This window comes from Streptomyces sp. NPDC057486 (assembly GCF_042802415.1).
Taxonomy (GTDB): domain Bacteria; phylum Actinomycetota; class Actinomycetes; order Streptomycetales; family Streptomycetaceae; genus Streptomyces; species Streptomyces yanii.
Map to the genome: position 1 here is coordinate 19,330 of NZ_JBHVEE010000080.1, position 25,685 is coordinate 45,014.

Here is a 25,685-nt window from a genome sequence, read left to right on the forward strand (position 1 = left end):
GCCCCCTACAGCTCGAAGACGGCCGTCACCGGGGCATGGTCGCTCCACCGCTCGCCGTGCGTGGCGGCCCGCTCCACCCATGCCTTTCTCGCACGCCCGGCGAGACCGGGGGTGGCCACCTGGTAGTCGATGCGCCAGCCCGTGTCGTTGTCGAAGGCCCGCCCGCGGTAGGACCACCAGGAGTACGGCCCTTCCTCGTCGGGGTGGAGCGCCCTCACCACATCGACGTACGCAGCCTCGTCGAAGACCCGGGTCAGCCACTCCCGCTCCTCCGGCAGGAAGCCGGAATTCTTCTTGTTGCCCTTCCAGTTCTTCAGGTCGGCCTCCTGGTGGGCGATGTTCCAGTCGCCGCACACCAGCACCTCACGGCCGTCGGCCGCGGACCGCTCCCTGAGCCCCTTCAGGTACGGCAGGAACGCGGCCATGAAGCGCTCCTTCTCGTCCTGCCGCTCCGTACCGACCTCACCGGACGGGAGATACAGGCTCGCCACCGTGACACCCGGCAGGTCGACCTCGACGTACCGGCCGCTGTCGTCGAACTCCTCGCCTCCGGCGCCCCCGAAGCCGCCGAACCCGATCTGCACTCGTTCCGGCGCCCGGCGCGTGTAGAGAGAGACCCCGGCCCGCCCCTTGGCGGCCGCCGGCGCGTGGACGGCATGCCAGCCGTCGGGCTCGCGCACCTCGTCGGCGAGCTGGTGCGGCTCGGCACGTACCTCCTGCAGGCAGATCACATCGGCTTCGGTCCCCGCCAGCCACTCGACGAAGCCCTTCTTCGCGGCGGCGCGGAGCCCGTTCACATTCACGGTGGTCACGGTGAGCATCAGGGCACAATACCGACAACCAGCGATCGCATACCTGTACCATTTCCCGCATGAATATCCAACCTCGGTCGTTCGACCACCCCGACGCCGTCAAACTCAACGACCAGGTGCAGCTCGAATACGCGGAGCGCTACGGGGACGAGGGCGATGTCACACCGCTCGCCCCGTCGATGTTCCGGCCTCCGCGCGGACTCTACCTCCTCGCCTACGACGAGTCGGGGGCACCGGTCGCCACCGGCGGCTGGCGTGCGCAGGACCGGAACGAGGAGGGCTATCTGGACGGCGACGCCGAGCTCAAGCGGATGTTCGTGATCCCGGAGGGCCGCGGAAGGGGCCTGGCCCGCCGCATCCTCGCCGCTCTCGAAGCGGACGCACAGGCGGCGGGCCGCACCCGAATGGTGCTGGAGACCGGCGACCAGCAGCCGGAGGCGATCGCGCTGTACACGTCCAGCGGCTACACCCCCTGCGAGAAGTTCGGCTACTACCGCACGTACGACAGCAGCCGCTGCTTCGCCAAACCGCTCCAGGAGTCGTGAACCGGGCCCTGTCCTGGTCCAGTGCCCCTCACGGCACTGGAGCCCTCCGAGGAACCCGAGCAACGCGGCACGGAAGGCCTTGCCGTCGTCGGTCGCGGAGACCGGGGAGGTGTCGGCGAGGACCGGCGCCGGCACCCGGTTCCGGTGCAGGCGGTGGAACTCCATGCCGATCCCCCCCGGTTGTGCCCGGCGGCGGACGCCGGCCCGGCGGCGAAACAACGTCGTGCCCCGATGCCTCACCGCACGCGGGCAACACCCGCACAGAACCCGCTGCGTTCGTTCTCCGGCGCCGGCTCCTCCCGGTACCACTCCGCGGCCGGGCAGTTGTCCTCGCCGCCAAGCAGCCAGTCATGGACGCGCGCCGGGTGGGGTCTGCCGTGTCGATCCGGGGCATGGGCGGGCCGGCCGTCACAGGAGGCTCCTCCGTACGGGGAAGCGCAGCCAGGGGGCCGCGCCTCGATCCCGCCGCAGGATGTCCGCGCGGGAAGTACCGGACGGTCCGAACTGCCCTGGGGATCAAACCGTCTTGGAAACGACGAAGTCCCGCCCGATCTTTCGATCGGACGGGACTTCGTCGTGCGGTGGACCTGTGGGGATTTGAACCCCAGACCCCCTCGATGCGAACGAGGTGCGCTACCAGACTGCGCCACAGGCCCTTGCAACGAGTGAAACTCTAGCACCCTCACAGGGGTGCTTGGAAATCCGCTCCCTTGCTGGTCAGCCGGGTCGGCTTCGGAGCGGGTCTCACTCGTTGGCGGCGCGGGGCCGGTCACCGTCGTCGTACTGGTCGAAGAGCGGGGTCCGGCCGTGGTCGCGGGAGCGGCGGGACGAGCCCGTGCGCTGGCGTGGCGCCGGTTCGACCGGAGACGCGGCAGGGTGCGCGGTGCCCGTCTGGGTCGGCTCGGCCGTGCTGGAGCGGGCCGCGCTCCAGGTCTCCGGGTTGCCGACCTCGACGCCGCCCGTGGCGCGCGGGGCGACCGGTGCGGTGACGTACGTCGGCAACGGCACCGGGACCGGCTCCCAGCTGTCGTCCTGGACCCTGCCGCGTTCACGCTGCTGGTCGACCCATTCCGCGTGGTCCGTCTGCTCGACCAGGGCGCGGCGGCCCGCCTCCTGCGGAGAGACCGCGGGGGCGGGCTCGGGCTCCGGGTGGCGCGCCTCGGGCTCCTCGTCGGACTCGGCGGGGGCCGTCGTCGCGGGCTGGTGCCTGCGGGGACGGTTCTCGCGCAGGTGCTGCGCCGCGACCTCTGCCCTGCGCCGGTCCATGGTGAAGACGAACCGGCGCCGTTCCTGGGCGCGCAGATGAACGATGTACATGCTCAGCAGCACGGCCGGCACCGCGGGCGCCCACAGGAAGCGGAGACCGCCGACGGCCGCGACCACCGCGCCGAGGGTGAAGGCGAGGAAGAGGATCGACGTGGTGCGCCGTCGGCGCGCGAGGACCTGCGAGCGCTGGGCGCGCCGGGCGCGCTCGGCGTCGGTCCCGCCGGGTCGTGTGCGCCGTGCGGGCACAGGCGCGCGTACGGGTCTGTCCTGGGCCTGCGGCTCCGGTGCGCGCGCCGGGTCGTGCACCCGGGCTTCGGTGTGCGCCGGAGGCGCGGCAAAGGCCCGGACGTCCACGGAATCCAGTCGGTCCGTGTCCGCGTCCGGGTCGGCGTCGGGGTCCGCCTCCTCGGCGGTGCGTTCCCGCAGCTCCTTGGCATACCGGCGCTCCATGGCCGCCCGTCCGGACAGCAGCCGGATGGCGGTGCTGAAGCGTTCCGTCGGACGGGCTTCATTGAGCTCGTCCTGCCTGCGGAGCCACATCGGCACCAAGTAGGCGGCCCAGGCCCCGACGATGACTGCATAGATGAGGCCGCTGCTGCTCACGTCTCACACCGTAGAGGGGTTTGCACGGAGGCATCCGCCAATTGGCCCGGTGTGTCGCATGATCCGGCTGATATCGCGGACTTTTTTTGTGATTGTTCGGATCAGCAGTCGGCGTTTGCGCGTTCGTTAGCGGCCACACATCGACCAATTTCGAACACTTATTTTATTTCGCGTGGCGTTCCGGTCGTGCCTGGTGCCAGCGCCGGAGCAGTCCGTCGGGCACCTCCTCCGCCGTGAGAGCAAAGATCAGATGGTCCCGCCAGGCACCGTCGATGTGGAGATAGCGCGGACGCAGCCCTTCCTCGCGGAATCCGAGTTTCTCCACGACCCTCCGGCTGGGCCCGTTCTCCGGCCGAATGCACACCTCGATGCGGTGCAGCCCGACCGTCCGGAAACAGTGGTCGACAGCGAGCGCCACCGCGGTCGGCATCACACCGCGGCCCGCCACATCCTGATCCACCCAGTAGCCCACGTGTCCCGAGCACATCGACCCCCAGGTGATCCCGGCGACCGTCAACTGCCCGACCAGGCGCCCCTCGTACTCGATGGCGAAGGGCAGCATCCGGCCCGCGTTGGCCTCGGAACGCAGATGGCGGATCATCTGACGGTACGTGGGGCGCCGGGCGACCGGGCCGCCCGGCGCCGGGGGCGGAACCGTCGCCTCCCAGGGGCGCAACCAGTCACGGTTGCGCCGGTTGACCTCGCGCCACACGCGCTGGTCCCGCAGCTTTATCGGCCGGAGGGTGATCGCGCCGTCCGTCAGGATCACCGGCCAGGTCGGGACGTTCAGCTCGGGCTCCCGGGTCGGGGGTGGTCGCCGCCGCGGAGCTGGTCGACGGCGTGCACCAGAAGACGTTCGAGGACGGCGAGTCCGTCCCGCACCCCACCGGTGGAGCCCGGCAGGTTCACGATGAGGGTGCCGCCCGCCACACCCGCCAGGCCACGGGAGAGCGCGGCCGTGGGGACCTTCTCGCGGCCCTCGGCGCGGATCGCCTCCGGGATGCCGGGGATCTCGTGGTCGAGGACGCGACGGGTGGCGTCGGGGGTGCGGTCGGTGGGTGAGATGCCCGTACCACCGGTGGTGACGATGGCGTCGTACCCGGCGGCCACCCCGGCCCGCAGGGCCTGCTCGACGGGGTCGCCGTCGGGGACGACCTGCGGCCCGTCGACGGCGAAGCCGAGCGCGGTGAGCGCCTCGACGATCAGGGGGCCGCCCCGGTCGGCGTAGACACCGGCCGAGGCGCGGTTCGAGGCGGTCACGACGAGGGCGGCGTACGGGGCGGTCAGCGCACCGCCGAACGGCGCCGCGTCGGGCGCCGTCACGCGTCCGCTCCCTCCGGCGTCGGGCGCCGGTAGTCGCCGGACTTGCCGCCGGACTTCGCCTCGACCCGGACATCCGTGATGACCGCGCTCTTGTCGACCGCCTTGATCATGTCGATCACGGTGAGCGCGGCGACCGAGACGGCGGTCAGCGCCTCCATCTCCACGCCCGTGCGGTCCGTCGTCTTCACCGTGGCGGCGATCTCCACCGCGTCGTCGGCGACGCTCAGATCGACCTTCACGCCGGAGACGGCGAGCGGGTGGCAGAGCGGAATCAGCTCCGGGGTGCGCTTGGCACCCATGATCCCGGCGATGCGGGCGGTGGCGAGGGCGTCGCCCTTGGGGACTCCCTCGCCACGGAGCAGTTCGACGACGCGCGGCGAGACGAGGACCCGGCCGCTGGCGCGGGCGACGCGCGCGGTGACGTCCTTCTCGGACACGTCGACCATCCGGGCCGCGCCCGCCTCGTCGAGATGCGTCAGCCTGTTCTGCGTACTCACTGAACTCCGCCTAGCGGTAGGGCGCCGGTTGCCCGCTCGGCCTGCACCGGGGTGCGGCCGGGGGCCCAGGGGGTGTCCCCCGGTAAGGCACAGCGGCAGACACCGTACCGCCACCGGCCGGCGTTCAGCGGAGCAGGATCACCTCGGTGACCGTGCCGGGCTCCGCCGAGGTGACGTCCTCGGGCAGCACGATCAGCGCGTCCGCCTGGGCGAGAGCCGCGATCAGATGCGATCCGGAGCCGCCGACGGGCGTGACGGTGCCCGCCTCCGCGTCGTACGTGCCGCGCAGGAACTGGCGCTTGCCGGACGGCGAGGAGAGCGCTTTGTCGGTGTTCAGCGTGGCGTGGACGGTCGGGCGGGTCACCTCTTGCAGGCCCATCAGCGTGCGGATCGCGGGCCGCACGAACAGCTCGAACGAGACGTACGAGGAGACGGGATTGCCCGGCAGCGCCAGCAGCGGTGTGTGCTCCGGGCCGATCGAACCGAATCCCTGCGGCTTGCCGGGCTGCATGGCGAGCTTGCGGAATTCGATGCCGCTGCCCGGCTCGTCCTCGTCGCCGACGGAGGACAGTGCTTCCTTGACCACGTCGTACGCACCGACACTGACCCCGCCCGTGGTGACGACGATGTCCGCGCGGATCAGCTGGTCCTCGATCGTGGCGCGGAGCGAATCGGCGTCGTCCTCGACGGCTCCGACCCGGTAGGCGATCGCTCCGGCGTCGCGCGCGGCGGCGGTCAGCGCGAAGCTGTTCGAGTCGTAGATCCGGCCGCCGGTCAGCTCCTCGCCGGGCTGCACGAGTTCGCTGCCGGTGGAGATGACGACGACGCGCGGCCGGGGGCGCACCTTCACGGTGGAGCGGCCGATCGCTGCGAGCAGCCCGATCTGCGGCGGCCCGATCACCGAACCGGCCCGCAGGGCCAGATCGCCGGGCTGCACATCACTGCCGCGGGCCCGGACGTGGGCACGGGCCGCGACCGGACGGTGGACGCGGACCTCCCCGCCCGCGACCTGCGGGGCGTCGCTGTGGGCGCGCATGGTGTCCGCCGGGCCGCCGCCCGTACCTCCGTCGGTCCACTCGACAGGGACGACGGCCTCGGCACCGGCCGGCAGGGGTGCGCCGGTCATGATGCGGGCGGCCTCGCCCGGTCCCACGGTCTGGTCGCCGGAGAGCCCGTCGCTGCCCGCCGCGATGTCACCGATGACCGTGAGCACCGCGGGGAACTCCTCGCTGGCGCCCTCGACATCGGCGATCCGGACCGCGTACCCGTCCATCGAGCTGTTGTCGAAGGGCGGCAGGGCGATCTCCACCATGACGTCCTCGACGAGGACGCAGCCCTGGGCCTCGGGCAGTTGCAGCTCGATGGGTTCGAGCGGCCGCACGGCGCCGAGAATGTCTTCCAGGTGCTCGTCCACCGACCAGATCGTGCTGCTCAAAGTGCTACATCTCCTCGGTGACATATCTGCGGAGCCAGGTCCGGAACTCCGGGCCCAGATCTTCACGTTCGCACGCGAGTCTGACAATGGCACGCAGATAGTCGCTCCGGTCACCGGTGTCATAGCGGCGTCCCTTGAAGACGACACCGTGCACCGGGCCACCGATCTTCTCGTCCGCGGCGAGCAGCTGCAGAGCGTCGGTCAGCTGGATCTCGCCCCCGCGGCCCGGCTCGGTCCTGCGCAGTATGTCGAAGACGGCGGGGTCGAGGACGTAGCGCCCGATGATGGCGAGATTGCTGGGCGCATCGGCTGTTTCGGGCTTCTCGACCAGGCCGGTGACCCTGACGACATCGCCCTCGACGGTGGTGTCGACGGCTGCGCAGCCGTACAGATGGATCTGCTCCGGCTCGACCTCCATCAGCGCGATGACGCTGCCGCCCTCGCGCTCCTGGATCTCGACCATGCGGGCGAGCAGCGGGTCCCGCGGATCGATCAGGTCGTCGCCGAGGAGAACGGCGAACGGCTGGTCGCCGACGTGCGGTGCGGCGCACAGCACGGCGTGGCCGAGGCCGCGCGGGTCGCCCTGGCGGACGTAGTGCATGGTGGCGAGGTCGCTCGACTGCTGGACCTTCTGGAGCCGTTCGGCGTCTCCCTTGCGGGTGAGCGCCGACTCCAGCTCGTAATTGCGGTCGAAGTGGTCCTCGAGCGGACGCTTGTTGCGTCCGGTGATCATGAGTACGTCGGAGAGACCGGCCGCCACGGCCTCCTCGACGACGTACTGGATCGCAGGCTTGTCGACCACAGGCAGCATCTCTTTGGGAGTGGCTTTGGTGGCCGGCAGGAAGCGGGTGCCGAGTCCCGCGGCCGGGATGACAGCCTTGCTGATCCTGGGGTGCGACTGAGTCATGCGCGCAACCATAACCGGTGAGTATGGGCGGAAGATGAGCCTCCGGTTAACTTTGTACTTCTATATGCACATACGAGAGATGCGCAGGTGCACGTTGAACACCGACATGTCCGGAAAGGCCTCGCTCAGGCGTCAACTACTCGCCTCGCGAGCCCTCCTGGCCAGCGAAGACGTCGAAAATGCCGCGATGGTTCTGTCCCGGGGCGCAGTCGGTCTCACCGAGCTGGCCGGGGCCCGTACCGTCGCCGCCTATGTCTCGGTCGGGAGCGAACCAGGGACTCGCGCGCTGCTGGACGCGCTGCGCGCGCGGGGCGTACGGGTACTGCTGCCGGTGCTCCTCCCGGACAACGATCTGGACTGGGCGCCGTACGAAGGCGCCGACCGCCTTCTCCCGGCGGGCCGCGGGCTGCTGGAGCCGGACGGCCCACGGCTCGGGCCCGACGCCGTCCTCGACGCGGACGCGGTCCTGCTGCCGGGCCTCGCGGTGGACGGGCGCGGGATGCGGCTCGGCCGGGGCGGCGGTTCGTACGACCGGGTGCTGGCCCGGCTCGCGGCCGCGGGGGCGCACCCCTCGCTGATCGTCCTCCTCTACGACAACGAGGTGGTCGCGACGGTTCCCGTGGAACCGCACGACCACCCCGTAGACGCCGTCGTGACGCCGGCCGGAACGCGGCGCTTCACCGGCTGAGCCCGGCCGGCACCGCGCCGGGCCCGTCGGCCCGGGACCGCGGTGCCGGGTCCGCCGCCCTACGACGGCTTGAGCGTCAGCGTGTCCTTCGTCGACTTGGCCACGGCGTTCGTTCCGAAGGACCAGCCGAGCAGATCCCCGTCGGCCCACTTGTCGGTCTGATCGGTGTAATGCGCGCTGAACGCGTGACCGGACGCACCGGTGAGGTTGATCCAGCGGGACTTGTCCCAGTCCCCCACGTTGACGACCATGCGCATCGACGGGACCCAGATGACCTCGTAGCCGCCCGCCGCGTTCCAGCCGCTGGCGTTGACCGCGGCCTCGCCACCGCCCAGGTTCCACGGGCCGCGGTTGAGGGCCCGCTGGAGCAGATCGGGGCCTTCGGTACCGAGGGTCTGGTTCTTCAGGGTCAGCTGGTGCAGCCGGCCCCAGCTCCAGGTGGAGATGTCCTTGCCGAGCTTGGCGGTCAGCTCCCAGCGGGCGTCCTTCATGGCGCGGGCGAAGAGCATGTCACGGTTCTCGGTCGCCTTGTCCTTGCGGTTCTTCGGCGCCTTCCACCAGTCGCTGTTCTCGTCGTCCTTGAGCTTCATGACCACCTGGTACCAGCGGTCGCCGCCGTCCGGCTGCGCCGAGTCCGCGTCGCGCTGACCGCATTCGCGAACCGGCTTGTCCTGCTCGTCGACCGGGCCCGTGCTGTCGGCCGGGAGCACGGTGAGGCATTCGCCCTTGACCCGCATCTCCTTGGGCAGCTTGTCGCCGAAGGCCAGCTTCAGGATGTTGCGCCAGACCGCGTTGAAGTACGCGGCGGCCGCCGAGTCGGGCTCCTGGTGGGAGTCCCAGCCCTCCAGGAGCTTCTGCGCCTCACGCACGCTCTTGTCGGAGACCTTGATTTTCAGCAGTTCGGGCACCAGCTCCGCGGCGATCTCGCTGGTGTTGTCCATCTGCATCTTCTGCATGTCTTCGGTCGAGATCTTCTCGCCGCCCTTGATCTTCCCCGCGATGAGGTCGTTGATCCGCTGGCTGCGGGTGCCGTAGCCCCAGTCCTTGGTGAGCAAGGGGCGGTATGTCTTCTCGTCGATGACGGCCTGGTTGGCGGTGACGATGTAGCCGCGCTTCGGGTTGTACTCGTACGGCAGCTGGGCGAACGGGATCGGGTCCTTCTCCCAGCCGTACTCCGAGGTCCAGCCGGGGCTCGGCATCGTGCCGTCGCCCTTCTTGCGGACCGGGATCTTGCCGGGGGCCTGGTAGCCGATGTTGTTCTTGTTGTCCGCGTAGATGAGGTTCTGCGAGGGCACCTCGAAGTGCTCGGCCGCCTTGCGGAAGGACGGGAAGTCCTTGGCCCGGTTGAGCTCGAAGACGGCGTCCATGGAGCGGCCGGGGTCCAGCGCGGTCCACTTCAGGGCGACCGCGTAACCGTCGGCCCGGTCCGGGGCCGCGTTGCCGACGGGGGCCTTCTGGCCGACCTTCTCCAGCTCGCTGCTGCGGTCGGAGATCAGCGGACCGTTGTTGGTCTCGCGCACGGTGATGTGCCGGCTCGCGCCCCCCGCGACCTTGATGGTCTCCTCACGGGTGACGAACGGCTTCACCTTGCCGTCGTACTGGTAGCCGTCGCCGGAGACCTTCTCCAGGAAGAGGTCGGTGACGTCGGCGCCGAGGTTGGTGAAGCCCCAGGCGATGTCCTGGTTGTGACCGATTATCACACCCGGCATGCCGGAGAAGGTGTATCCGGCGGTGTCGTACTGGCAGGTCGCCGAGATCTGACGGCAGTGCAGCCCCATCTGGTACCAGAGCGAGGGCAGCTGCGGCGCCAGGTGCGGGTCGTTGGCGAGCAGCGGCTTGTCCGTCGTCGTGTACTGGCCTGAGACGACCCAGGAGTTGGACCCGATACCGTTGCCGTTCGGACCGAGCAGCGCGGGGATCCGGTCGAGGGTGTCGGAGAGCGAGGCGAGCTGCGTGTTCACTCCCTCGGTGGCGCCCTGCACGGTGTCCGCGCCGACGCCCGAGGTCGGCGTCGCCTTCGGGTTGAACGTGTCGGTGACCGGCGAGATCGCGCCCTCGCTGACGATCGGCTCGTGGGTGCCGTACGGGTACTCCGGGTACAGGTCCTCGATCTGCTTCTTGCTGAGCCTGCTGGTCATCAGCGAGCGGTCGATCTCGTCCTGCATGTTGCCGCGCAGGTCCCAGGCCATCGCCTTGAGCCAGGCGACCGAGTCGACCGGGGTCCACTTGGTCGGCTTGTAGTCGTTGGTGAGGCCGAGCGCGGCGTACTCGACGGAGATGTCCTTGCCGTCGCGCCCCTTGAGGTAGGCGTTCACCCCGTCCGCGTACGCCTGGAGGTTCTTCTTGGTGTCCGCGGACAGGACGGTGTCGTACTCCCTCTGGGCGACCTTGCGCCAGCCCAGCGTGCGCAGGAAGGCGTCCGTGTCGACCTGCCCGGAGCCGAACATCTCGGAGAGCCGGCCGGCCGTCATGTGACGGCGGACGTCCATCTCCCAGAAGCGGTCCTGCGCCTGCACGAAGCCCTGTGCGCGGAACAGGTCGGCGTCGGAGTCCGCGTAGAGCTGCGGGATCCCGTAGCTGTCGCGTTTGACGTCGACGTTCCCGGCGAGGCCGTCGATCTTGATGGAGCCGTTCGTCTGCGGGTACGAGGCCCGCACAGTGGTTACGGACCAGAACGCGCCGTAACCGATACCCGCGACAAGCGCCAGCACCAGGACGATCACGATCAGGCGGGCGCGTCGCCCCTTCTTCTTGCCGGGCTTCCCACCGGCGGAACCGGAAGAGCCGGAAGAGGCGGTTGTGTTGGCGGGCATCGCTGTCCTTCGAGGGGCAGGGTGGTCCTGGGAGTGCAGGAGCAACCATAGGCGCAGCACCGAAGCGGGTCCGACGCGGTATCGGGATGCATCGAATCGAAGTGCGATCGCACGAACGCTCGAAGCCGTCAAGAAAACGTTAAAGATTAGGTAAGGTAACGAAGTACTGGCCGCCGGAAGACGATTCGGCAGGCGTACGCAGGGAAGGAACGGCCACTGACTGTCCACGCGCTCAACGAACTCCTGCTCGTCTGCTCACTCGTGCTGCTCGTCGCCGTCGTGGCGGTACGCATCTCGTCCCGCAGCGGCCTCCCCAGCCTGCTCCTGTATCTCGGCATCGGGATCGCCATGGGGCAGGACGGGATCTTCCACGTCAAGTTCGACAACGCCGAACTCACCCAGGCGTTCGGCTACGCCGCTCTGGTCGTGATCCTGGCCGAGGGCGGCCTGGGCACGAAGTGGAAAGAGATCAAGCCGGCGCTGCCCGCCGCCGCCATGCTCTCGGTCGTCGGCGTCGCGGTGAGCGTGGGCGTCACCGCGGCCGGGGCGCACTATCTGGTCGGCCTCGACTGGCGGCAGTCGCTGATCATCGGCGCGGTCGTCTCGTCGACCGACGCCGCCGCGGTCTTCTCGGTGCTGCGCAAGGTGCCGCTGCCGGCCCGGATCACCGGCGTGCTGGAGGCCGAGTCCGGCTTCAACGACGCCCCCGTGGTGATCCTGGTGGTGGCCTTCTCGACCAGGGGGCCGGTGGACAGCTGGTACGTACTGGTCGGCGAGATCGCCCTGGAACTGGCGATCGGCGCGGCCGTCGGTATCGCCGTCGGCTGGCTCGGCTCGTTCGGGCTGCGTCATGTGGCCCTGCCCGCGTCCGGTCTCTACCCGATCGCGGTGATGGCGATCGCCGTGTCCGCGTACGCGGCGGGCGCCATGCTCCACGGCAGCGGCTTCCTCGCCGTCTATCTGGCCGCGATGATCCTCGGCAACGCCAAACTGCCCCACTGGCCCGCCACCCGCGGCTTCGCCGACGGGCTCGGCTGGCTGGCGCAGATCGGCATGTTCGTCCTGCTCGGGCTGCTGGTCTCCCCGCACGACCTGCTCGCGGACTTCTGGCCCGCGGTGATCGTCGGTCTGGTGCTGACAGTGGTGGCGCGCCCGCTGGAGGTCTTCATCTCGCTCATCCCGTTCCGGATGCCCTGGCAGGAGAAGGCCTTCATGTCATGGGCGGGGCTGCGCGGCGCCGTACCCATCATCCTGGCGACCATTCCCATGGTGTCCGGGATCGAGGGATCCGCCCACGTCTTCAACATCGTCTTCGTACTCGTGGTCGTCTACACGCTGATTCAGGGACCGACCCTGCCCTGGCTGGCCAAGGCCCTGAAGATCGCCGAGGACCCGTCCGAGGCCGCCGACCTGGGCATCGAGTCGGCGCCGCTGGAACGGCTGCGCGGTCATCTGCTGTCGGTCGCGATCCCCGCGAAGTCGAAGATGCACGGCGTGGAGGTCGCCGAACTGCGACTGCCCGCCGGTGCCGCAGTCACCCTGGTCGTACGGGACGGCAAGAGCTTCGTCCCCGCGCCGTCGACGGTGCTGCGGCGCGGAGACGAACTGCTGGTCGTCACGACCGATCCGGTACGCGACGCGGCGGAGTCGCGGCTGCGGGCAGTCGGCGAGGGCGGCAAGCTGGCCAGCTGGCTGGGGACCGACGGGGACAGCAGGGGCGCGAGGGCCCATCACTGACCATCCGAAGCGCACGACCAGGAGTCTGCGCACAATCGCAGGCAGGCAAGCAATCCTGCCTGTAGCATGAAGGAAATCTGATCGATACATCTGGTCACTCCACCTGATCGACCAACTCTGCCTGACGCAGAGCTGGCGCGACCGTATGGCGGTCGTGGCGTCCTCCGCTTCTGCAGCGAGCGCCCGGCATCTACCGCAGTTCCGCGCGAAGAGGACAGCTCTCGGCAGCCCCCGTACGGGACCGGCACCCACAGGTGCGGACCGGCGGGGGCACCGCTACCAGGCGGCAGAAAGGCATGGACCGTGGCGTCCACGGTCTCCGACCGCCCCGGTTACCAGCAGCTGCTGCGCACCCCGGGTGCGTGGACCTTCCTCCTGCCGGGCTTCGCCGCACGGCAACCCTTCGCCATGCTGACCATCGGCATCGTGCTGCTGATCCAGCACACCACCGGTTCGTACGGCAGCGCGGGCGCCGTCGCCGCTGTCACCGGCGTCTCCATGGCGCTGTTCGCACCCCAGAGCGGCAAGCTCGCCGACCGCATCGGCCAGCGCGCCGTACTGCTGCCGGGCGTCCTCGTGCACGCGGCGTCCGTATCGGCACTGACCGCACTCGCCCTGGCGGACGCGCCACTGTGGCTGCTGTTCCTGGCCGCCGTTCCGACGGGTGCGTCCGTCCCCCAGATCGGGCCCATGGTGCGGGCCCGCTGGGCGGCCCTGCTGGGCGCGGCTCCGGGCCGGGAGGCCTCGCCGCTGATGTCGACCGCCGCCGCCTTCGAGTCGGTGACGGACGAGTTCACCTTCGTCATCGGGCCGGTCCTCGCCACCGCGCTGTGCACCGGCGTGCACCCGGCGGCCGGGCTGATCACGGAAGCCGCGCTGACGCTGGTGGGCGGCCTGCTCTTCGCGGCGCAGCACCGCACCCAGCCCACGGCCCGAGCCGCCGCGGCCGGCACCTCCGGACAGCGCGTCTCCGCTCTGTCCGTGCCGGGCGTACGGGTGCTCGCGGTGGCCTTCCTCGGGATCGGCGCGGTCTTCGGCGGCATGCAGGTCTCGCTGACCGCGTTCGCCGAGGAGATCGGCCGGCCCGGCGCGAACGGCCTGCTGTACGGGATCTTCGCGGCCGGCAACATGCTGGCCGGGATCGCCTGCGGCGCCATCGCCTGGAAGAGCGGGCCGCGGCGCAGGCTGATCGCCGGGTACGCGGCGCTGACGCTGACCGCTTCGGGGCTGTGGGCGGTGCACTCCGTGCCGCTGCTGGCCGGGCTCGGGCTGCTCGTCGGGCTCTCCATCGCACCCGCGCTGATCAGCGGATACACGCTGGTGGAGACGCTGGTTCCGGCGTCCGCGCGGACCGAGGCGTTCACCTGGCTGACGGGTTCGGTCGCGCTCGGCCAGGCGGCTGCGGTGACGGTCGCCGGACGGCTCGCGGACGCCCACGGCGCGAGCACCGGCTTCGTGGTGCCGCTGGTGGGGACCGTGCTGGCCCTCGCGACCCTGGTGACCCTGCGTTCGCGGCTGACACCGAGAGCATCGGGACGGACCGTGGCACGTGGTGTCGGTCACCGAGAGCCGGTCACGGTGGACTGATCCAGCGGAATACGTCAGTATGGAGCGTCGTTAGCACTCATTGAGTCAGAGTGCCAGGAGGATCAAGTGCCGACCTATCAGTACCAGTGCACCGAGTGCGGCGAGGGCCTCGAGGCGGTGCAGAAGTTCACCGATGATGCCCTGACCGTGTGCCCGAACTGCGAGGGACGCCTGAAGAAGGTGTTCTCGGCGGTCGGCATTGTCTTCAAGGGTTCCGGTTTCTACCGGAACGACAGCCGCGGATCGTCGTCGAGCAGCACGCCGTCGTCTTCGCCCGCGAAGGCATCCGGTTCCGCTTCGTCCTCCTCGACGGGGTCGGACTCGAAGTCGTCCGCTTCGTCCGCCTCCGCTTCGTCCGCTTCCTCGTCGTCGTCCTCCGCGTCGTCGACGAGTGGTACGTCGGCCGCCTGAGCCGAGGTACCCAGCCTCTCTTCACCGGGGACCCCGCCGATCCACTCGGCGGGGTCCCCGGCGTTTTTGCGCGCCGCTACTGTGATCGCATGGTGAACGCAGAGATCGGTGTCATCGGCGGCTCGGGCCTGTACTCCTTCCTGGAGGACGTCACCGAGGTTCGCGTGGACACCCCGTACGGACAGCCGAGCGACTCCCTCTTCCTCGGCGAGATCGGCGGCCGCCGGGTCGCCTTCCTCCCCCGCCACGGCCGCGGCCACCATGTGCCGCCGCACCGCATCAACTACCGCGCCAACCTGTGGGCCCTGCGCTCCGTGGGCGTACGTCAGGTGCTCGGCCCGTGCGCGGTCGGAGGGCTGCGACCGGAGTACGGCCCCGGGACGCTGCTCGTTCCGGACCAGTTGGTGGACCGCACCAAGACCCGTACGCAGACGTATTACGACGGGGAGACCCGGCCGGACGGGGTGGCGCCGAACGTGGTGCATCTGGGCTTCGCCGATCCGTACTGCCCCGAGGGGCGCAAGGTCGCGCTGGCCTCGGCCCGCGGCAGGAACTGGGAGCCGGTGGACGGCGGAACACTCGTCGTCGTGGAGGGGCCGCGCTTCTCGACCAGGGCCGAATCGCGCTGGCACGCGGCGATGGGCTGGTCCGTGGTCGGGATGACCGGGCATCCGGAGGCCGTGCTCGCCCGCGAACTGGGGCTCTGCTACACGACGATGACGCTGGTGACGGACCTGGACGCGGGTGCCGAGGCGGGCGAGGGCGTCTCCCACGGGGAGGTGCTGAAGGTGTTCGCCGCCAATGTGGACCGGCTGCGGTCGGTGCTCTTCGACGCGGTGACCGCGCTGCCCCCGGAGGGGGATCGCCACTGTCCCTGTGCGCATGCGCTGGACGGGATCGAGACGGGACTCGAACTGCCGTAGGGGGGTGCCCCGGTGGCGGGTGGGTGACGGAGTTGTCCACACCGTGGGGGCTGTCCACAGGGCTCAGCGGGAATCTCGCGGAAGGCGGAGGGTGAGGGGAGTCGGCGTTCGTCCGACTCCGCGCTCCTCATGACTGGTGGTGTTGGCCATGTTCCCGCCCGCTTCTGCGACCTCCTCCTCGCTTCATGTACGCCCGTCCGTCCCGGGTCCGCCGGTGTCGGCGCCCGCGCCCTGCGGGGTGCCCTCGTTCGCGCCGTTGCGGGTGCGCGGGGGCGGGGGGCGTCGGCTGCGGCGTGCGATGTGGCGGCAGCGTCGGGCGATGGCGGCCGGGCTGGCGCTGACGGCTGCGGCGCTGGCCGCCGCGGGACTGGGCGGCGGCGAGACCCCGGGCGGTGCCGGAGGCGCGGCAGGTGCCGGGCCGGTGAAGCGACGGCCGGCTCCGCTGGTGTCGGCACCGGTCCGGATCGCGGATGCGGCAACCGTCCGGCTGCTGCGCCCCGGCGACCGGGTCGATGTGATCGCGGCCGGGGGCGCCGGGGCCGATGCCAGGGTGGTGGCGAAGGGGGCCCGAGTGGCGGCGGTGCCGCGGGCGCCGGCCGACGGCGGGGCGGAGGATCCCGCGGAAGGTCCTGCGGCGGGCGGCGCGCTGGTCGTGCTGTCCGTGCCGCGGAGCACGGCCGCATCGCTGGCCGGCGCGGGGATCTCGGCCCGGCTGGCGGTGACCCTGTGCTGAACGGGACCTGTCGGCCCTGCGGACTGACACACCGTCAGGCCAGCGCCCCGAAGGCGTGGATCGGGTGGTTCTGCCGCGTACTGCCCCAGGTTGCGGAACAGTTCGCTCCCCCTGCGGCTCCCGCGGAGGAAGGCTCACCCGTGGGCGAGAAGAAGAAGGCCGGTCCGGGGAGGGCTGCAACGCCTTCCTGCTGCGCGGGCCGTGTGATCGACACGGCGATCACGGTCGGCATCGGCGCCGCCCTCGCCGACATCGTGAACGCGATCGTCAAGGGCGTCATCGACCCGCTCGTCGGCGCGTTCGGCACCCGGGATCCGGAGAGCCGCAACTCCTGCCGCGAGGACCCCCTGCGTCGCCGACCCGATGGCGGATCGCGGCCAGGACCCGGGGCGCGGGCACGATCAGCTCAGACGTGGTGGGGCGGCTTCTCGTCGAGGAAGCGCGCAAGGTCGGCGGAGCTGTCGCCCCCCGGGGCCCGCTCACCCCACCCTCGGTCCGTATCGTCCGCGGACTGCTGGTCCAGTGGATCGTCGAAGATCAGAGCCGGCCTGGGCTTCCTCTGTTCCGGTTGTACGGGGTGTGCCGGCTGTGACGGTTTCGAATCGCGCGGTCCGGAGGCGGGGGCGGTGCTCATGTCTCCAGGGTACGGCGGCTCTCCCGGGTACGGCAGCGGTCAGCGGTCCTTCGGGTCGAGCATCCAGAGCCCGAGGACGACGGCGAAGGACAGGCAGAGGAAGCCCGCACCCCACCAGGCCGTTGCGGTGTTGCCCTCCATCCATTCGTCGACGACGACGGTCAGGCCCCAGAGCTGGCCGATGACCACGGTCATGGCCAGGGCCAGCCGGGCCGTCAGTTTCGAGGAGCGCTCGGGTTCCTGGTCGGTGCCCGCTCCCGGGCCCGGACCGGTGCGACGGACCCGGGGGTCGCCGTAGCCGCTGGTGGAGCGGATCTGCGGATAGCGCTCACGGACGGGCCGGTTCAGCTCCGGCCGGGCGCTGCCCGGGTGGTACTCCGGGTAGGCCCGCGGGTCCGGGCCGACGGGCTGCTGGGCGTCGGTCATGTCCGCCTGCCGGGGGGCTCGGCTTCGGTTGCCTGGGTACGGAGCTCCTTCGCCCCGGGAGGAGGCGCGGGGGTGCCTCCCCGCCGCCCCGGACGGAGGGGCAGCCGATCCGGGAGGCGAGGTCCGGGCGCTCGGAGCTGATCTGGCGGCACAGGCCCTGCTCGATGCTCTCGCCGGAGCGGGTGGTGCCGATGGCCCAGACGCTGCCGTCGGTCTCCTCCGTGAGCACCACCTTGGGCAGCGCACGGGGCGGCGGTCCGGCGGTGACCTCGCCGGTGCGGGCGTCGAAGACGCCGTCGTGGCAGGGGCAGTAGAGCTCCCCCTCCGCACCACGGTCCTTGCGCCAGAGGACCGCGCAGGCGAGATGGGTACAGATCGCGGAGTAGCCGACGAGGGTGCCGTCGTCCAGCCGGACGGCGACCGCCCTGTCCTCTTCGTCCGGGTAGCCGAAGGCGAGGGACTCGCCGGGCAGGAGCTGGGCGGTGATCTTCCTCGGCCCGGGTGCCTTGCCGTCCTCGGGCTCCCCGTGGCGCGGAAGCATCCCGGAGGCCACGCCGAGCCCGCCGACCGCCAGTCCGCCGGAGACAGTGGCGACGATCCGGAGATAGTCGCGCCGGGTGGTGAGGGAGTCGGCGGCGATCCGGTCGTGCAGGGCCTCGCGCGGGTCCCCGCCGGGGTGCCGGTCCCCGGCCGGTGGCTGTTCGCTGACACTCATCGGCGGACGTCCTTCCCGTTGATTTCGACGACGGGAAGACCGCCGGGCACCGGCCACTGGACCTTGTCGGCGGGGACGACCATCGCGACGCCGGTACGGACCTCGGTCGCGCCGAAGGTGAAGGTGTCGGCGATCTGGACACCGGGCCGCTCGGCCTGGAGTTCCTCGGCCGTTCCGTAGAACAGCGCCCCGGTCGGACAGACGGTGGCGCACATGGGGGCGAGGCCGTAGGCGGTGCGGTCGTAGCAGAGGTTGCACTTCATCTGCAGCTTCGCCTGCAGGTCGATCTTCGGGACGCCGAAGGGGCAGGCATTGACGCAGTTGGCACAGCCGATGCAGCGGGTGGTGTCGGCCTGCTGCACCACACCGTCGGCGGTGACCAGGATGGCGTCGGCCGGGCAGACCTCGGCGCACGGGGCGACCGGGTCCTCGCAGTGCATGCAGACCGTGGGGAGGGAGGCGACGGAGTGGCCCTCGTCGGTGTAGTCGAGGTGGATCATCGATTTACCGCGGTGCGAGTCGCACTCCCGGCAGGCGGAGACGCAGGCCTGGCAGCCGATGCAGCGCCCCGGGTCGATGAAGATCGTTCTTCCCATCATCCGGGTCTCAGCCCCTCTCCGATGTGCCAAGGCCCTGTGGGGACGTGGGCGGCCATGGGTCGGTGCGGGAGACCTGGGCCTCCGGATAGGCGACGTGGCCGGGTGCCACGGGAGGCGCGGGGACCTCGTCGACCTTTTCGGCGTGCTCGATGCGGCAGGCGCACACCTTGTATTCGGGGATCTTGGAACGGGGGTCGAGGGCGTCGATGGTGAGTGCGTTGGCAGCGGTGGGCACCGGCCAGTGGTACGGGATGAAGACGGTGTCGGGGCGGATCGCCTCGGTGACGAGGGCGGGGAAGACCTCGCTTCCGCGCCGGGTGACGACGCGGACCGGTTCGCCGTTGCGGAAGCCGTGGGAGGGGTGGACCTCGGCCCAGGGACGCGGGGTCTGTTCGACGAGGCCGCCCAGGCGTCGGGTCTGGTTGCCCGAGAGGTAGTGGGCGACGGTGCGGCCGGTGGTGAGCGACATGGGGTGCTCGTCGTCGTACGGGTCCATCGGCGGGTGCCAGTCGACGACCTGCAGATGGATCTTTCCGTCGGGGTGGTAGGTCCGGCCGTCCTCGAACAGCCGGGGGGTACCGGGGTGGTCGATGGAGGGGCAGGGCCAGGCGATGCCGCCGGTCTCCTCCAGCCGTTCGTAGGTGATGCCGTAGTAGTCGTTGACGGTGCCGGCGGAGGCGATCCGCAGCTCGTCGAAGACGGCGCGCGAGTCGGCGAACGCGAATTTGTCGCCGGCGCCGAGCCGCCGGGCGAGTTCGCACATCACCCAGGTGTCGGTCCGTACCCCGGGAGGCGGGTCCTGGGCCTTGTTGTGCTTGACGACGCGGGCCTCGGCGTTGGCCATCACCCCTTCGTCCTCGGCCCAGGTGGTGACGGGGAAGACGACATGTGCGTTGGCAGCGGTCTCGGAAAGGAAGAAATCGAATTGGGCATGGAATTCGGCGGCGTCGTACCCCTCCTTGACCACTTTGTAATTGGGCAGGGAGACGAAGGGGTTGTTGCAGATGCCGATCAGGCCCCGGATCTCGCGGCGCTGCATCTGCCAGACCATTTCCATCATCGAGGTGCCGGCGGGCGGGAGTTCGGACTCCTCGATGCCCCAGATCTCGCAGATCTGCCGACGGTGCTCCGCGTTCATGATCGAGCGGCCGCCGGGCAGGAGGTCCGACTTCTGGCCGTGCTCGCGACCGCCCTGCCCGTTGCCCTGACCGGTGATGGTGCCGTAGCCGGCGCCGGGCTTGCCGATGTGGCCGGTGGCGGCGCAGAGGTTGATCACGGCAAGGCAGTTCTCGACACCCTGCGAGTGGTGCTCGATGCCGCGGGCGTGCCAGGCCATGGCCTTGGGGGCGCGGGCGAAGGTCCGGGCGACCTGGACGATCTGTTCGGCGGGGACACCGCAGATCTCGGCGCCACGGGACGGCGGGTACTCGGCGGCCTTGGCCCTGACCTCGTCCCAGCCGGTGGTGTGGGCGGCGAGATGGGCCTCGTCGGTGAGGCCCTCCTCGATGACGACGTTCAGAACGGAGGTGAAGAACGCCGAGTCGGTGCCCGGCTTGAGGGCGACATGGATGTCGGCCGTGCGAGCGACCGCGGTCTCGCGCGGGTCGATGACGATCAGGCTCGCGCCGCGGTCCCGGGCCCCCCACACATACTGGGTCATCACGGGGAAGCATTCGCCGACGTTGGAGCCCGCGATCAGCAGGCAGTCGGTGAGCAGGATGTCGGAGAACGGGTTGCCGGCCCGGTCGATGCCGAAGGCGAGCTTGTTGGCTCCCGCCGCGCTGACCATGCAGAGCCGGCCGTTGTAGTCGACATGCCGGGTCTTGAGTGCTACCCGGGCGAACTTGCCGACCAGATACGTCTTCTCGGAGTACAGGCTGGCGCCGCCGAGCACCCCGAAGGCGTCGTTGCCGTACGTCTGCTGGATGCGTTCGACCTCGGAGACCGTGAAGTCGAGCGCCTCGTCCCAGGAGGCTTCGCGGAACGCCTCGTCACGGGAACGGCGCATCAGCGGGGCGGTGAGCCGGTCGGGGTGGTTGACCTGCTGGTACGCGTTGACGCCCTTGGGGCACAGCCGCATCCGGTTGATGTCGTGGTTGCGGGGTTCGACGCCGAAGACCTTTCCGCCGCGGTCGACGCGCAGATACATCCCGCACTGGACGCCGCAGAAGCAGCAGTGGGTGGGGACGAGGGTCTCGCCGTTCTGGTCGGCGTGCCACCGGTCGGCGGGGATGCCGCCCGCGTCCCGGAACGCCCGGGTGCCGGGCGGGGCGAGGGACGGGCCGAGCGGGACGGCCCTACGGGGGTCGTCGGCTCGCGGATCCGCGGTCACTTGAAGCCCTTCTTCACATGGGAGAGATAGGCACTGCCGCGCAGGACCCGCTTGCAGCGCGGGCAGTATTCGGCCCACTCGTCGAAGTCGAGGCTGAGATCGCGCATGGTGCCGCGGAGGTTCTCGACGTACGGTCCGGTGTCGATGGGCTCCTCGCAGCGACGGCAGCCGAAGATCTCCTGGTCCTGCAAGGCGGTGTACTTGAACAGCTGCATACCGACCGCGGCCGGACGCTGGACGATGTGGAAGAACTTCCCGAACGGGAGGTAGATGAGAGTGAAGACCACCGACACCATGTGGAGGATCGCCAGGAATTCGTATCCGCCGCCGTGCAGGAAGATCGACGAGAAGGTGAGCAGCAGACCGGTCACGGAGACGACGATCAGCGCAATCAGCGGGACGAGGTCGTAGGCGAAGCGCTGGCCGGTGATGGCACCGCGGTCCTTCATCCGACGCCACAGGAAGTAGCAGGCACCGGGGATGACGAGCACGGCGGCGATGTCGAGGCCGTGGAACATCAGCCAGCCGAGGACGTTCAGCGAATCGAAGCCGATGATCTTGAAGCCCCAGATGCGCATCTCGTAGCCGGGGCCCGAGCCGCTGCCCGAGGTGAAGGTGAACCAGCCCCAGGTCAGCGGGAAGGTGATCAGCGAGGCGAGGACGCAGCCCCAGAAGATCAGCTGGTGGGCGGCCCAGCGGGCGTGGGAGCGGGCGCCGAGGAACTTCTGGAAGCCCAGATAGGTGGCGATCATCTTCGGCAGAGCGGTGGGAGCCTTGCGGAAGTTGGCCACTGAGAAGAAGGCCCGTCGGCCCTGCCGGAACAGGCGCCGGGCGCCCGGCGCGGAGATCCAGACCGTGTAGCGGTAGGCGACACCGAAGGCGAGGAAGACCGTGGCGACCGCGTACGGGAGGAGGGCGGAGTCGAAGTTCTCCAGAAGCCGGCTGCCGAAGACGATCGCGAGGATCAGCAGGACGGAGACGACGACGCCGGCCACGGTCGCCCGGAAGGTGACGGACAGGGGAACGCCGGCACCGCCCGCGGCGGGCGGTGCCGGTGCACCCCTGGCTCCGGCTGCGGCTTCTGGTGGCTCGGTCACTCAGCCACCGTAGGGACGAATGGGGTTATTAGTCCTGTTTTAGCCAGCGGCAGGGTGAGCCCGTCGCCCGGACGGCGCGCAGCCGGGTTTTCGGCGACGCGCAGGCCGTGCGACGCGAAGGGACGAGGCGGACGGTGGGCCTCCTTGGCCCGCGTCTCCCGACGTCGTCCGTAAGCCTCTCCATCCGCCGCCGTCCACTGGTGAATGCATTCGCAGGAATCTCCGGGAGGCTTTCCCCGATCGGGCTGCGCGTCCGGGCGCCCGCCCTCGGGGCGGTCTGCTGTGCTGGGGCGCATGCCCCGGATGACCGCTCGCAGCCGCACCGAGGAACACCGCGCGTCGACCCCGCTGGAGCTCTTCTTCGACCTGTGTTTCGTCGTCGCCGTCGCCCAGGCGGGCGGGCGTCTCGTGCATGCCGTCGTCGAGGGGCACCCCGGCACCGGGGTCGCCGGCTACCTGGCGGTGTTCTTCGCGATCTGGTGGGCCTGGGTCAACTTCTCCTGGTTCGCCTCCGCGTACGACACCGACGACGCGCTGTACCGCGTGGTCACGTTCGTCCAGATCACCGGCGTGCTCATCTTCGCCGCCGGGGTACCACGCGCCTTCGACAACGGGGACTGGGCGCTCGGCGTCATCGGATATGTGGTGATGCGGCTCGCGCTGACCAGCCAGTGGCTGCGGGTGGCCCACTACGCCGAGGGCGCGGAGCGCACGGTCGCCCGGCGGTACGCCACCGGCATCGTCCTGCTCCAACTGGGCTGGATCGGCATGCTGTTCGTGCCCGCCGGTGCGAACGGCGCCCGTTCCGCAGTCTTCGTCGTGCTCGCCCTGTGCGAGCTGGCGGTCCCGACGATCGCCGAGCGCGACCTCGGGACGAGCTGGCATCCGCACCACATCGGCGAGCGGTACGGGCTGTTCACCATCATCGTGCTCGGGGAGACGATCGCCGCCGCGACGGTCGCCGTCCAGGAGGCGGCCGACGAGCACGAAGCGCTCGACGAACTGCTGCCGGTCGCCGCGGGCGGGCTGCTGCTGGTCTTCGCCGCCTGGTGGATCTACTTCGCCGTGCCGATCCACAGCTATCTCCGCGGCAGCAGGCAGGCGTTCGTCTGGGGATACGGCCACTACGTGATCTTCGGCTCCGCCGCCGCGATCGGCTCGGGCATCGAGGTCGCGGTGGAGGAGGCCATCGGCAAGGCGCACGTGTCGACAACGGTCGCCTCGGCCGCCGTGACGGTGCCCGCCGCGGTCTATCTGCTGACGGTGTGGCTGATCCACGCCCGCCACTTCAAGCGCGATCTCGCGGAGCAACTGCCCCTCCCCCTGGCCGCGGTGGCCATCCTTGGCTGTACGTTCGCCGGGGAGTGGGCGGCCTTCGCGGCCGGTCTGGTGGCGGCCGCGACGGTGGCCGTCGGAGTGTTGCTGTCGCGACGCCCGGCAACGGGCGCACCGGGCGCCGTGGTTTCGCCGAACCGGATGTGAGGAGCACGCGATGACCGGACAGGATGCACAGTTCCCGCTTTCACCGGCGGCAGGGGCGATGGACGCGCTGACCGATGTCGCCGGGCTGCGCGTCGGTCACGCGCAGGTGGCGGGCGACGGCGCGCTGAGCGGCACCACTGTCGTCCTCGCCCCCGAGGGCGGCGCCGTCGCGGCTGTCGACGTACGCGGTGGTGGCCCCGGCACCCGGGAGACGGACGCACTCGACCCGCGCAATCTGGTGCAGCGGATCGACGCCGTCGTCCTGACCGGCGGCAGCGCCTACGGTCTGGACTCGGCGTCCGGTGTGATGGCCTGGCTGGAGGAGCAGCGGCGGGGTGTGCGGGTCGGCCCCGATCCGTCGCAGGTGGTACCGGTGGTCCCGGCCGCGTGCATCTTCGACCTGGGGCGGGGCGGCGACTGGCGGGCCCGCCCGGACGCCTCGACCGGCCGTGCCGCCGTGGAGGCCGCAGCCGGTACGGAGCCGGGGGCCCCGGTCGCCGAGGGCGGGGTCGGTGCGGGTACGGGCGCGGTCGCCGGTCAGCTCAAGGGCGGTGTGGGCACGGCGAGTGTGCGGCTGCCGTCCGGAATCACGGTCGGCGTGCTGGTCGTGGTGAATGCGGCGGGGTCCGTGGTCGATCCGGTGACCGGGGTCCTGTATGGGGAGTACGGCGCCGCGGAGCCGCCCGTGCACCCCGCGGCGGAAGTCCACGAAACCGCCGTGCGCCGCCTGGCCGAAGCACGGGAGGCGAACGCGCTCCCCACGCTCAACACCACGCTCGCCGTCGTCGCCACCGACGCGGATCTCACCCGGGCGCAGGCGCAGAAGCTCGCGGGCACGGCGCACGACGGGCTGGCGCGCGCCGTGCGGCCCGTACATCTGCTGACCGACGGGGACACGGTCTTCGCGTTGGCCACGGGCGAGCGCCCGCTGCCGCAGGAGAACCCGATCGCTCTGAACGAGCTCCTGGCAGCGGGCGCGGACACCCTGACCCGCGCCGTCGTGAAGGCCGTACGGGCGGCGGAGGGCGTCGACCTGCGCCCCGGCGCGGGCGTCCACCCCTCGTACAGCGATCTCTACGGCCCCCGCTGACCCACCTGCCGCAGCCGGGCGCCCACCGACTCGCCATCCACAGCAGGAAGTTCGGACGAATCGCAAGGAACCTTCCGCACGCGTCATACGTTTTCAGGAACCCCGGTCACGATGTCGGACCCAGGGACTACGTTAAGCACGCAGCAAGTAACACGCGGCGACGGCCTGGAGACAGCACCTTGAGCGATCCGTACGAGACAACCGAGCAGCATCTCGACCGACTCCTACGACGGGCACTCAACTCTTTCGACCTGCCCGACTGCACGGTCGAGCAACTCGGGACCGCGCTGGCCCACAGCAGTTCCCTGCACTCCTCGCACCACAGTTCCGTGCTGCATCGCGAGATCTACCGGCACACCTACCTGCTGGCCGACGGCTCCGCGCTCACCTTGTGGGAGCTGGTCCACAGCACCGCCAGGGACACGACGGACCCCCGGTCGCGGAGGCAGCCCGTCCCCCAGCACCACGAGTTGTACGACGACGAGGCGGACGTCCAGGTCGCCGCTGCCCGGCTGTCCGGCAGCTTCTCCGACGTACCCGTGTTCGGCGAGGACGGCCCGCAGGCCGACCTGGAGACACTGACGCTCCTGATGGCCGCTCCGCCGGCCCCGCTGCCCCGGATGTACGCGCCGGACAACTCCGCGGACCACGCCCGCCGGGTCCTGCGCCGCGCGGAGAACAACAACGGTCCGGGCGAGGAGACCGCGCGCCTCCTGCGGGCCGCCTTCGCCCACCACATCACCCAGATCTTCGGCAGGCAGTGCCGGGTGGACGGGCGGGACGCTGGATTCACGCTGTACGAGCACGCGTTCCTGCTTCTCGACGGCAGGGAGACGAGCCTCTGGGAGGTCGAGCACACGGCTACGCCGGACGGTCGCCACATGTGCGAGGTGTACAGGGACGAGAAGACGGCACGCGAGGCGATGGAGAGCCGTACGCGCATCTGCTGACCGCTGCGCCGCCCGCCGCCGCCCGTTCGCCGGGGGAGGCTGCCGCCGAGCCGCACGCGAAGGTGCCCGCGCCCCCGAGG

24 protein-coding genes, 1 tRNA gene and 1 pseudogene are annotated in these 25,685 nt (G+C 70.4%); 11 read left to right on the plus strand and 15 right to left on the minus strand.

The features are described 5' to 3' along the window. Positions 1-5: 5 nt before the first annotated feature. The gene (locus ACFU6I_RS30570) at positions 6-821 is read right to left on the minus strand and encodes an exodeoxyribonuclease III (protein WP_384372494.1); all 816 of its coding nucleotides are present in this window, start codon (positions 819-821) and stop codon (positions 6-8) included. A 50-nt stretch (positions 822-871) separates the two neighbouring features. Between ACFU6I_RS30570 and ACFU6I_RS30575 the strand changes: the two genes are divergently transcribed. Next, positions 872-1,357, plus strand: coding sequence for a GNAT family N-acetyltransferase (locus tag ACFU6I_RS30575; protein WP_384372496.1), 486 nt, complete (start codon positions 872-874; stop codon positions 1,355-1,357). A 582-nt stretch (positions 1,358-1,939) separates the two neighbouring features. Here ACFU6I_RS30575 and ACFU6I_RS30580 read toward each other — a convergent pair. The 7 genes from ACFU6I_RS30580 to galU all read right to left on the minus strand — a co-directional run bounded on the left by ACFU6I_RS30580 (position 1,940) and on the right by galU (position 7,388). After that, positions 1,940-2,013, minus strand: a tRNA-Ala gene (locus ACFU6I_RS30580). An 88-nt stretch (positions 2,014-2,101) separates the two neighbouring features. Further along, entirely contained in the window at positions 2,102-3,226 is a 1,125-nt protein-coding gene (gene glpR, locus ACFU6I_RS30585) for a gephyrin-like molybdotransferase receptor GlpR (RefSeq protein WP_384372498.1), read from the minus strand. A gap of 163 nt (positions 3,227-3,389) precedes the next feature. Further along, positions 3,390-3,995 (minus strand): GNAT family N-acetyltransferase, encoded by a 606-nt coding sequence (locus tag ACFU6I_RS30590; RefSeq protein WP_266984714.1) that lies wholly within the window; start codon positions 3,993-3,995, stop codon positions 3,390-3,392. A gap of 17 nt (positions 3,996-4,012) precedes the next feature. Further along, positions 4,013-4,549 carry a molybdenum cofactor biosynthesis protein B gene (locus tag ACFU6I_RS30595; RefSeq protein ID WP_266984713.1) on the minus strand — a complete coding sequence of 179 codons (537 nt, stop codon included), beginning with the start codon at positions 4,547-4,549 and terminating at the stop codon, positions 4,013-4,015. Beyond that, entirely contained in the window at positions 4,546-5,046 is a 501-nt protein-coding gene (gene moaC, locus ACFU6I_RS30600; protein WP_384372500.1) for a cyclic pyranopterin monophosphate synthase MoaC, read from the minus strand. The genes ACFU6I_RS30595 and moaC overlap by 4 nt, the downstream gene beginning before the upstream one ends. Before the next feature lie 124 nt (positions 5,047-5,170). Then, entirely contained in the window at positions 5,171-6,481 is a 1,311-nt protein-coding gene (gene glp / locus ACFU6I_RS30605; protein WP_384372502.1) for a gephyrin-like molybdotransferase Glp, read from the minus strand. A gap of 4 nt (positions 6,482-6,485) precedes the next feature. Further along, positions 6,486-7,388, minus strand: coding sequence for a UTP--glucose-1-phosphate uridylyltransferase GalU (galU, locus tag ACFU6I_RS30610; protein WP_345517661.1), 903 nt, complete (start codon positions 7,386-7,388; stop codon positions 6,486-6,488). 106 nt (positions 7,389-7,494) lie between these two features. On the opposite strand from galU, the gene ACFU6I_RS30615 reads away from it, so the two are divergent. Next, positions 7,495-8,076, plus strand: coding sequence for a 5-formyltetrahydrofolate cyclo-ligase (locus ACFU6I_RS30615; protein WP_384372531.1), 582 nt, complete (start codon positions 7,495-7,497; stop codon positions 8,074-8,076). A gap of 59 nt (positions 8,077-8,135) precedes the next feature. Here the strand turns inward: ACFU6I_RS30615 and ACFU6I_RS30620 are convergent, their stop codons facing one another. Then, the gene (locus ACFU6I_RS30620; RefSeq protein ID WP_384372504.1) at positions 8,136-10,889 is read right to left on the minus strand and encodes a penicillin acylase family protein; all 2,754 of its coding nucleotides are present in this window, start codon (positions 10,887-10,889) and stop codon (positions 8,136-8,138) included. 216 nt (positions 10,890-11,105) lie between these two features. Between ACFU6I_RS30620 and ACFU6I_RS30625 the strand changes: the two genes are divergently transcribed. The 6 genes and pseudogenes from ACFU6I_RS30625 to ACFU6I_RS30650 all read left to right on the plus strand — a co-directional run. Continuing rightward, on the plus strand, positions 11,106-12,626 hold the full coding sequence (locus ACFU6I_RS30625) for a potassium/proton antiporter (RefSeq protein WP_384372533.1): 1,521 nt from the start codon (positions 11,106-11,108) through the stop codon (positions 12,624-12,626). 303 nt (positions 12,627-12,929) lie between these two features. Then, complete coding sequence (locus tag ACFU6I_RS30630) at positions 12,930-14,213, plus strand: MFS transporter (RefSeq protein WP_384372506.1); 1,284 nt, start codon at positions 12,930-12,932, stop codon at positions 14,211-14,213. Positions 14,214-14,279: 66 nt separating this feature from the next. Next, positions 14,280-14,624, plus strand: a complete 345-nt coding sequence (locus tag ACFU6I_RS30635; protein WP_384372508.1) for an FmdB family zinc ribbon protein — start codon at positions 14,280-14,282, stop codon at positions 14,622-14,624. 89 nt (positions 14,625-14,713) lie between these two features. Continuing rightward, positions 14,714-15,547: an S-methyl-5'-thioadenosine phosphorylase gene (locus ACFU6I_RS30640; RefSeq protein WP_384372510.1), complete on the plus strand. Its 834-nt coding sequence runs from the start codon at positions 14,714-14,716 to the stop codon at positions 15,545-15,547. A 148-nt stretch (positions 15,548-15,695) separates the two neighbouring features. Further along, positions 15,696-16,280, plus strand: coding sequence for an RcpC/CpaB family pilus assembly protein (locus ACFU6I_RS30645; protein ID WP_384372512.1), 585 nt, complete (start codon positions 15,696-15,698; stop codon positions 16,278-16,280). A 203-nt stretch (positions 16,281-16,483) separates the two neighbouring features. Further along, positions 16,484-16,534: pseudogene (locus tag ACFU6I_RS30650) on the plus strand (hypothetical protein); the annotation flags it as partial. Positions 16,535-16,686: 152 nt separating this feature from the next. On the opposite strand, the gene ACFU6I_RS30655 reads toward ACFU6I_RS30650, so the two are convergent. Genes ACFU6I_RS30655 through ACFU6I_RS30680 form a run of 6 tightly spaced genes read right to left on the minus strand, consistent with a single transcriptional unit; the run spans position 16,687 to position 22,083 of the window. Continuing rightward, positions 16,687-16,914, minus strand: coding sequence for a hypothetical protein (locus ACFU6I_RS30655; RefSeq protein ID WP_384372514.1), 228 nt, complete (start codon positions 16,912-16,914; stop codon positions 16,687-16,689). Positions 16,915-16,953: 39 nt separating this feature from the next. After that, on the minus strand, positions 16,954-17,340 hold the full coding sequence (locus tag ACFU6I_RS30660) for a DUF6755 family protein (RefSeq protein WP_384038572.1): 387 nt from the start codon (positions 17,338-17,340) through the stop codon (positions 16,954-16,956). After that, a complete protein-coding gene (locus tag ACFU6I_RS30665; RefSeq protein ID WP_384372516.1) occupies positions 17,243-18,055 on the minus strand; it encodes a Rieske (2Fe-2S) protein in 813 nt (270 codons plus the stop codon). Before ACFU6I_RS30665 ends, ACFU6I_RS30660 begins: the two co-directional genes overlap by 98 nt. Next, positions 18,052-18,654 carry a 4Fe-4S dicluster domain-containing protein gene (locus ACFU6I_RS30670; protein WP_326792433.1) on the minus strand — a complete coding sequence of 201 codons (603 nt, stop codon included), beginning with the start codon at positions 18,652-18,654 and terminating at the stop codon, positions 18,052-18,054. Before ACFU6I_RS30670 ends, ACFU6I_RS30665 begins: the two co-directional genes overlap by 4 nt. A 7-nt stretch (positions 18,655-18,661) precedes the next feature. Continuing rightward, positions 18,662-20,986 carry a molybdopterin oxidoreductase family protein gene (locus ACFU6I_RS30675; RefSeq protein ID WP_384372518.1) on the minus strand — a complete coding sequence of 775 codons (2,325 nt, stop codon included), beginning with the start codon at positions 20,984-20,986 and terminating at the stop codon, positions 18,662-18,664. After that, a complete protein-coding gene (locus tag ACFU6I_RS30680; RefSeq protein WP_384372520.1) occupies positions 20,983-22,083 on the minus strand; it encodes an MFS transporter in 1,101 nt (366 codons plus the stop codon). The genes ACFU6I_RS30675 and ACFU6I_RS30680 overlap by 4 nt, the downstream gene beginning before the upstream one ends. Positions 22,084-22,377: 294 nt before the next feature. On the opposite strand from ACFU6I_RS30680, the gene ACFU6I_RS30685 reads away from it, so the two are divergent. The 3 genes from ACFU6I_RS30685 (at position 22,378) to ACFU6I_RS30695 (ending at position 25,605) form a co-directional block, all read left to right on the plus strand. Beyond that, positions 22,378-23,565 carry a low temperature requirement protein A gene (locus ACFU6I_RS30685; RefSeq protein ID WP_384372522.1) on the plus strand — a complete coding sequence of 396 codons (1,188 nt, stop codon included), beginning with the start codon at positions 22,378-22,380 and terminating at the stop codon, positions 23,563-23,565. 10 nt (positions 23,566-23,575) lie between these two features. Then, positions 23,576-24,655, plus strand: coding sequence for a P1 family peptidase (locus ACFU6I_RS30690; RefSeq protein ID WP_384372524.1), 1,080 nt, complete (start codon positions 23,576-23,578; stop codon positions 24,653-24,655). 179 nt (positions 24,656-24,834) lie between these two features. After that, positions 24,835-25,605 carry a DUF6227 family protein gene (locus tag ACFU6I_RS30695; protein WP_384372526.1) on the plus strand — a complete coding sequence of 257 codons (771 nt, stop codon included), beginning with the start codon at positions 24,835-24,837 and terminating at the stop codon, positions 25,603-25,605. Positions 25,606-25,685: the final 80 nt, after the last annotated feature.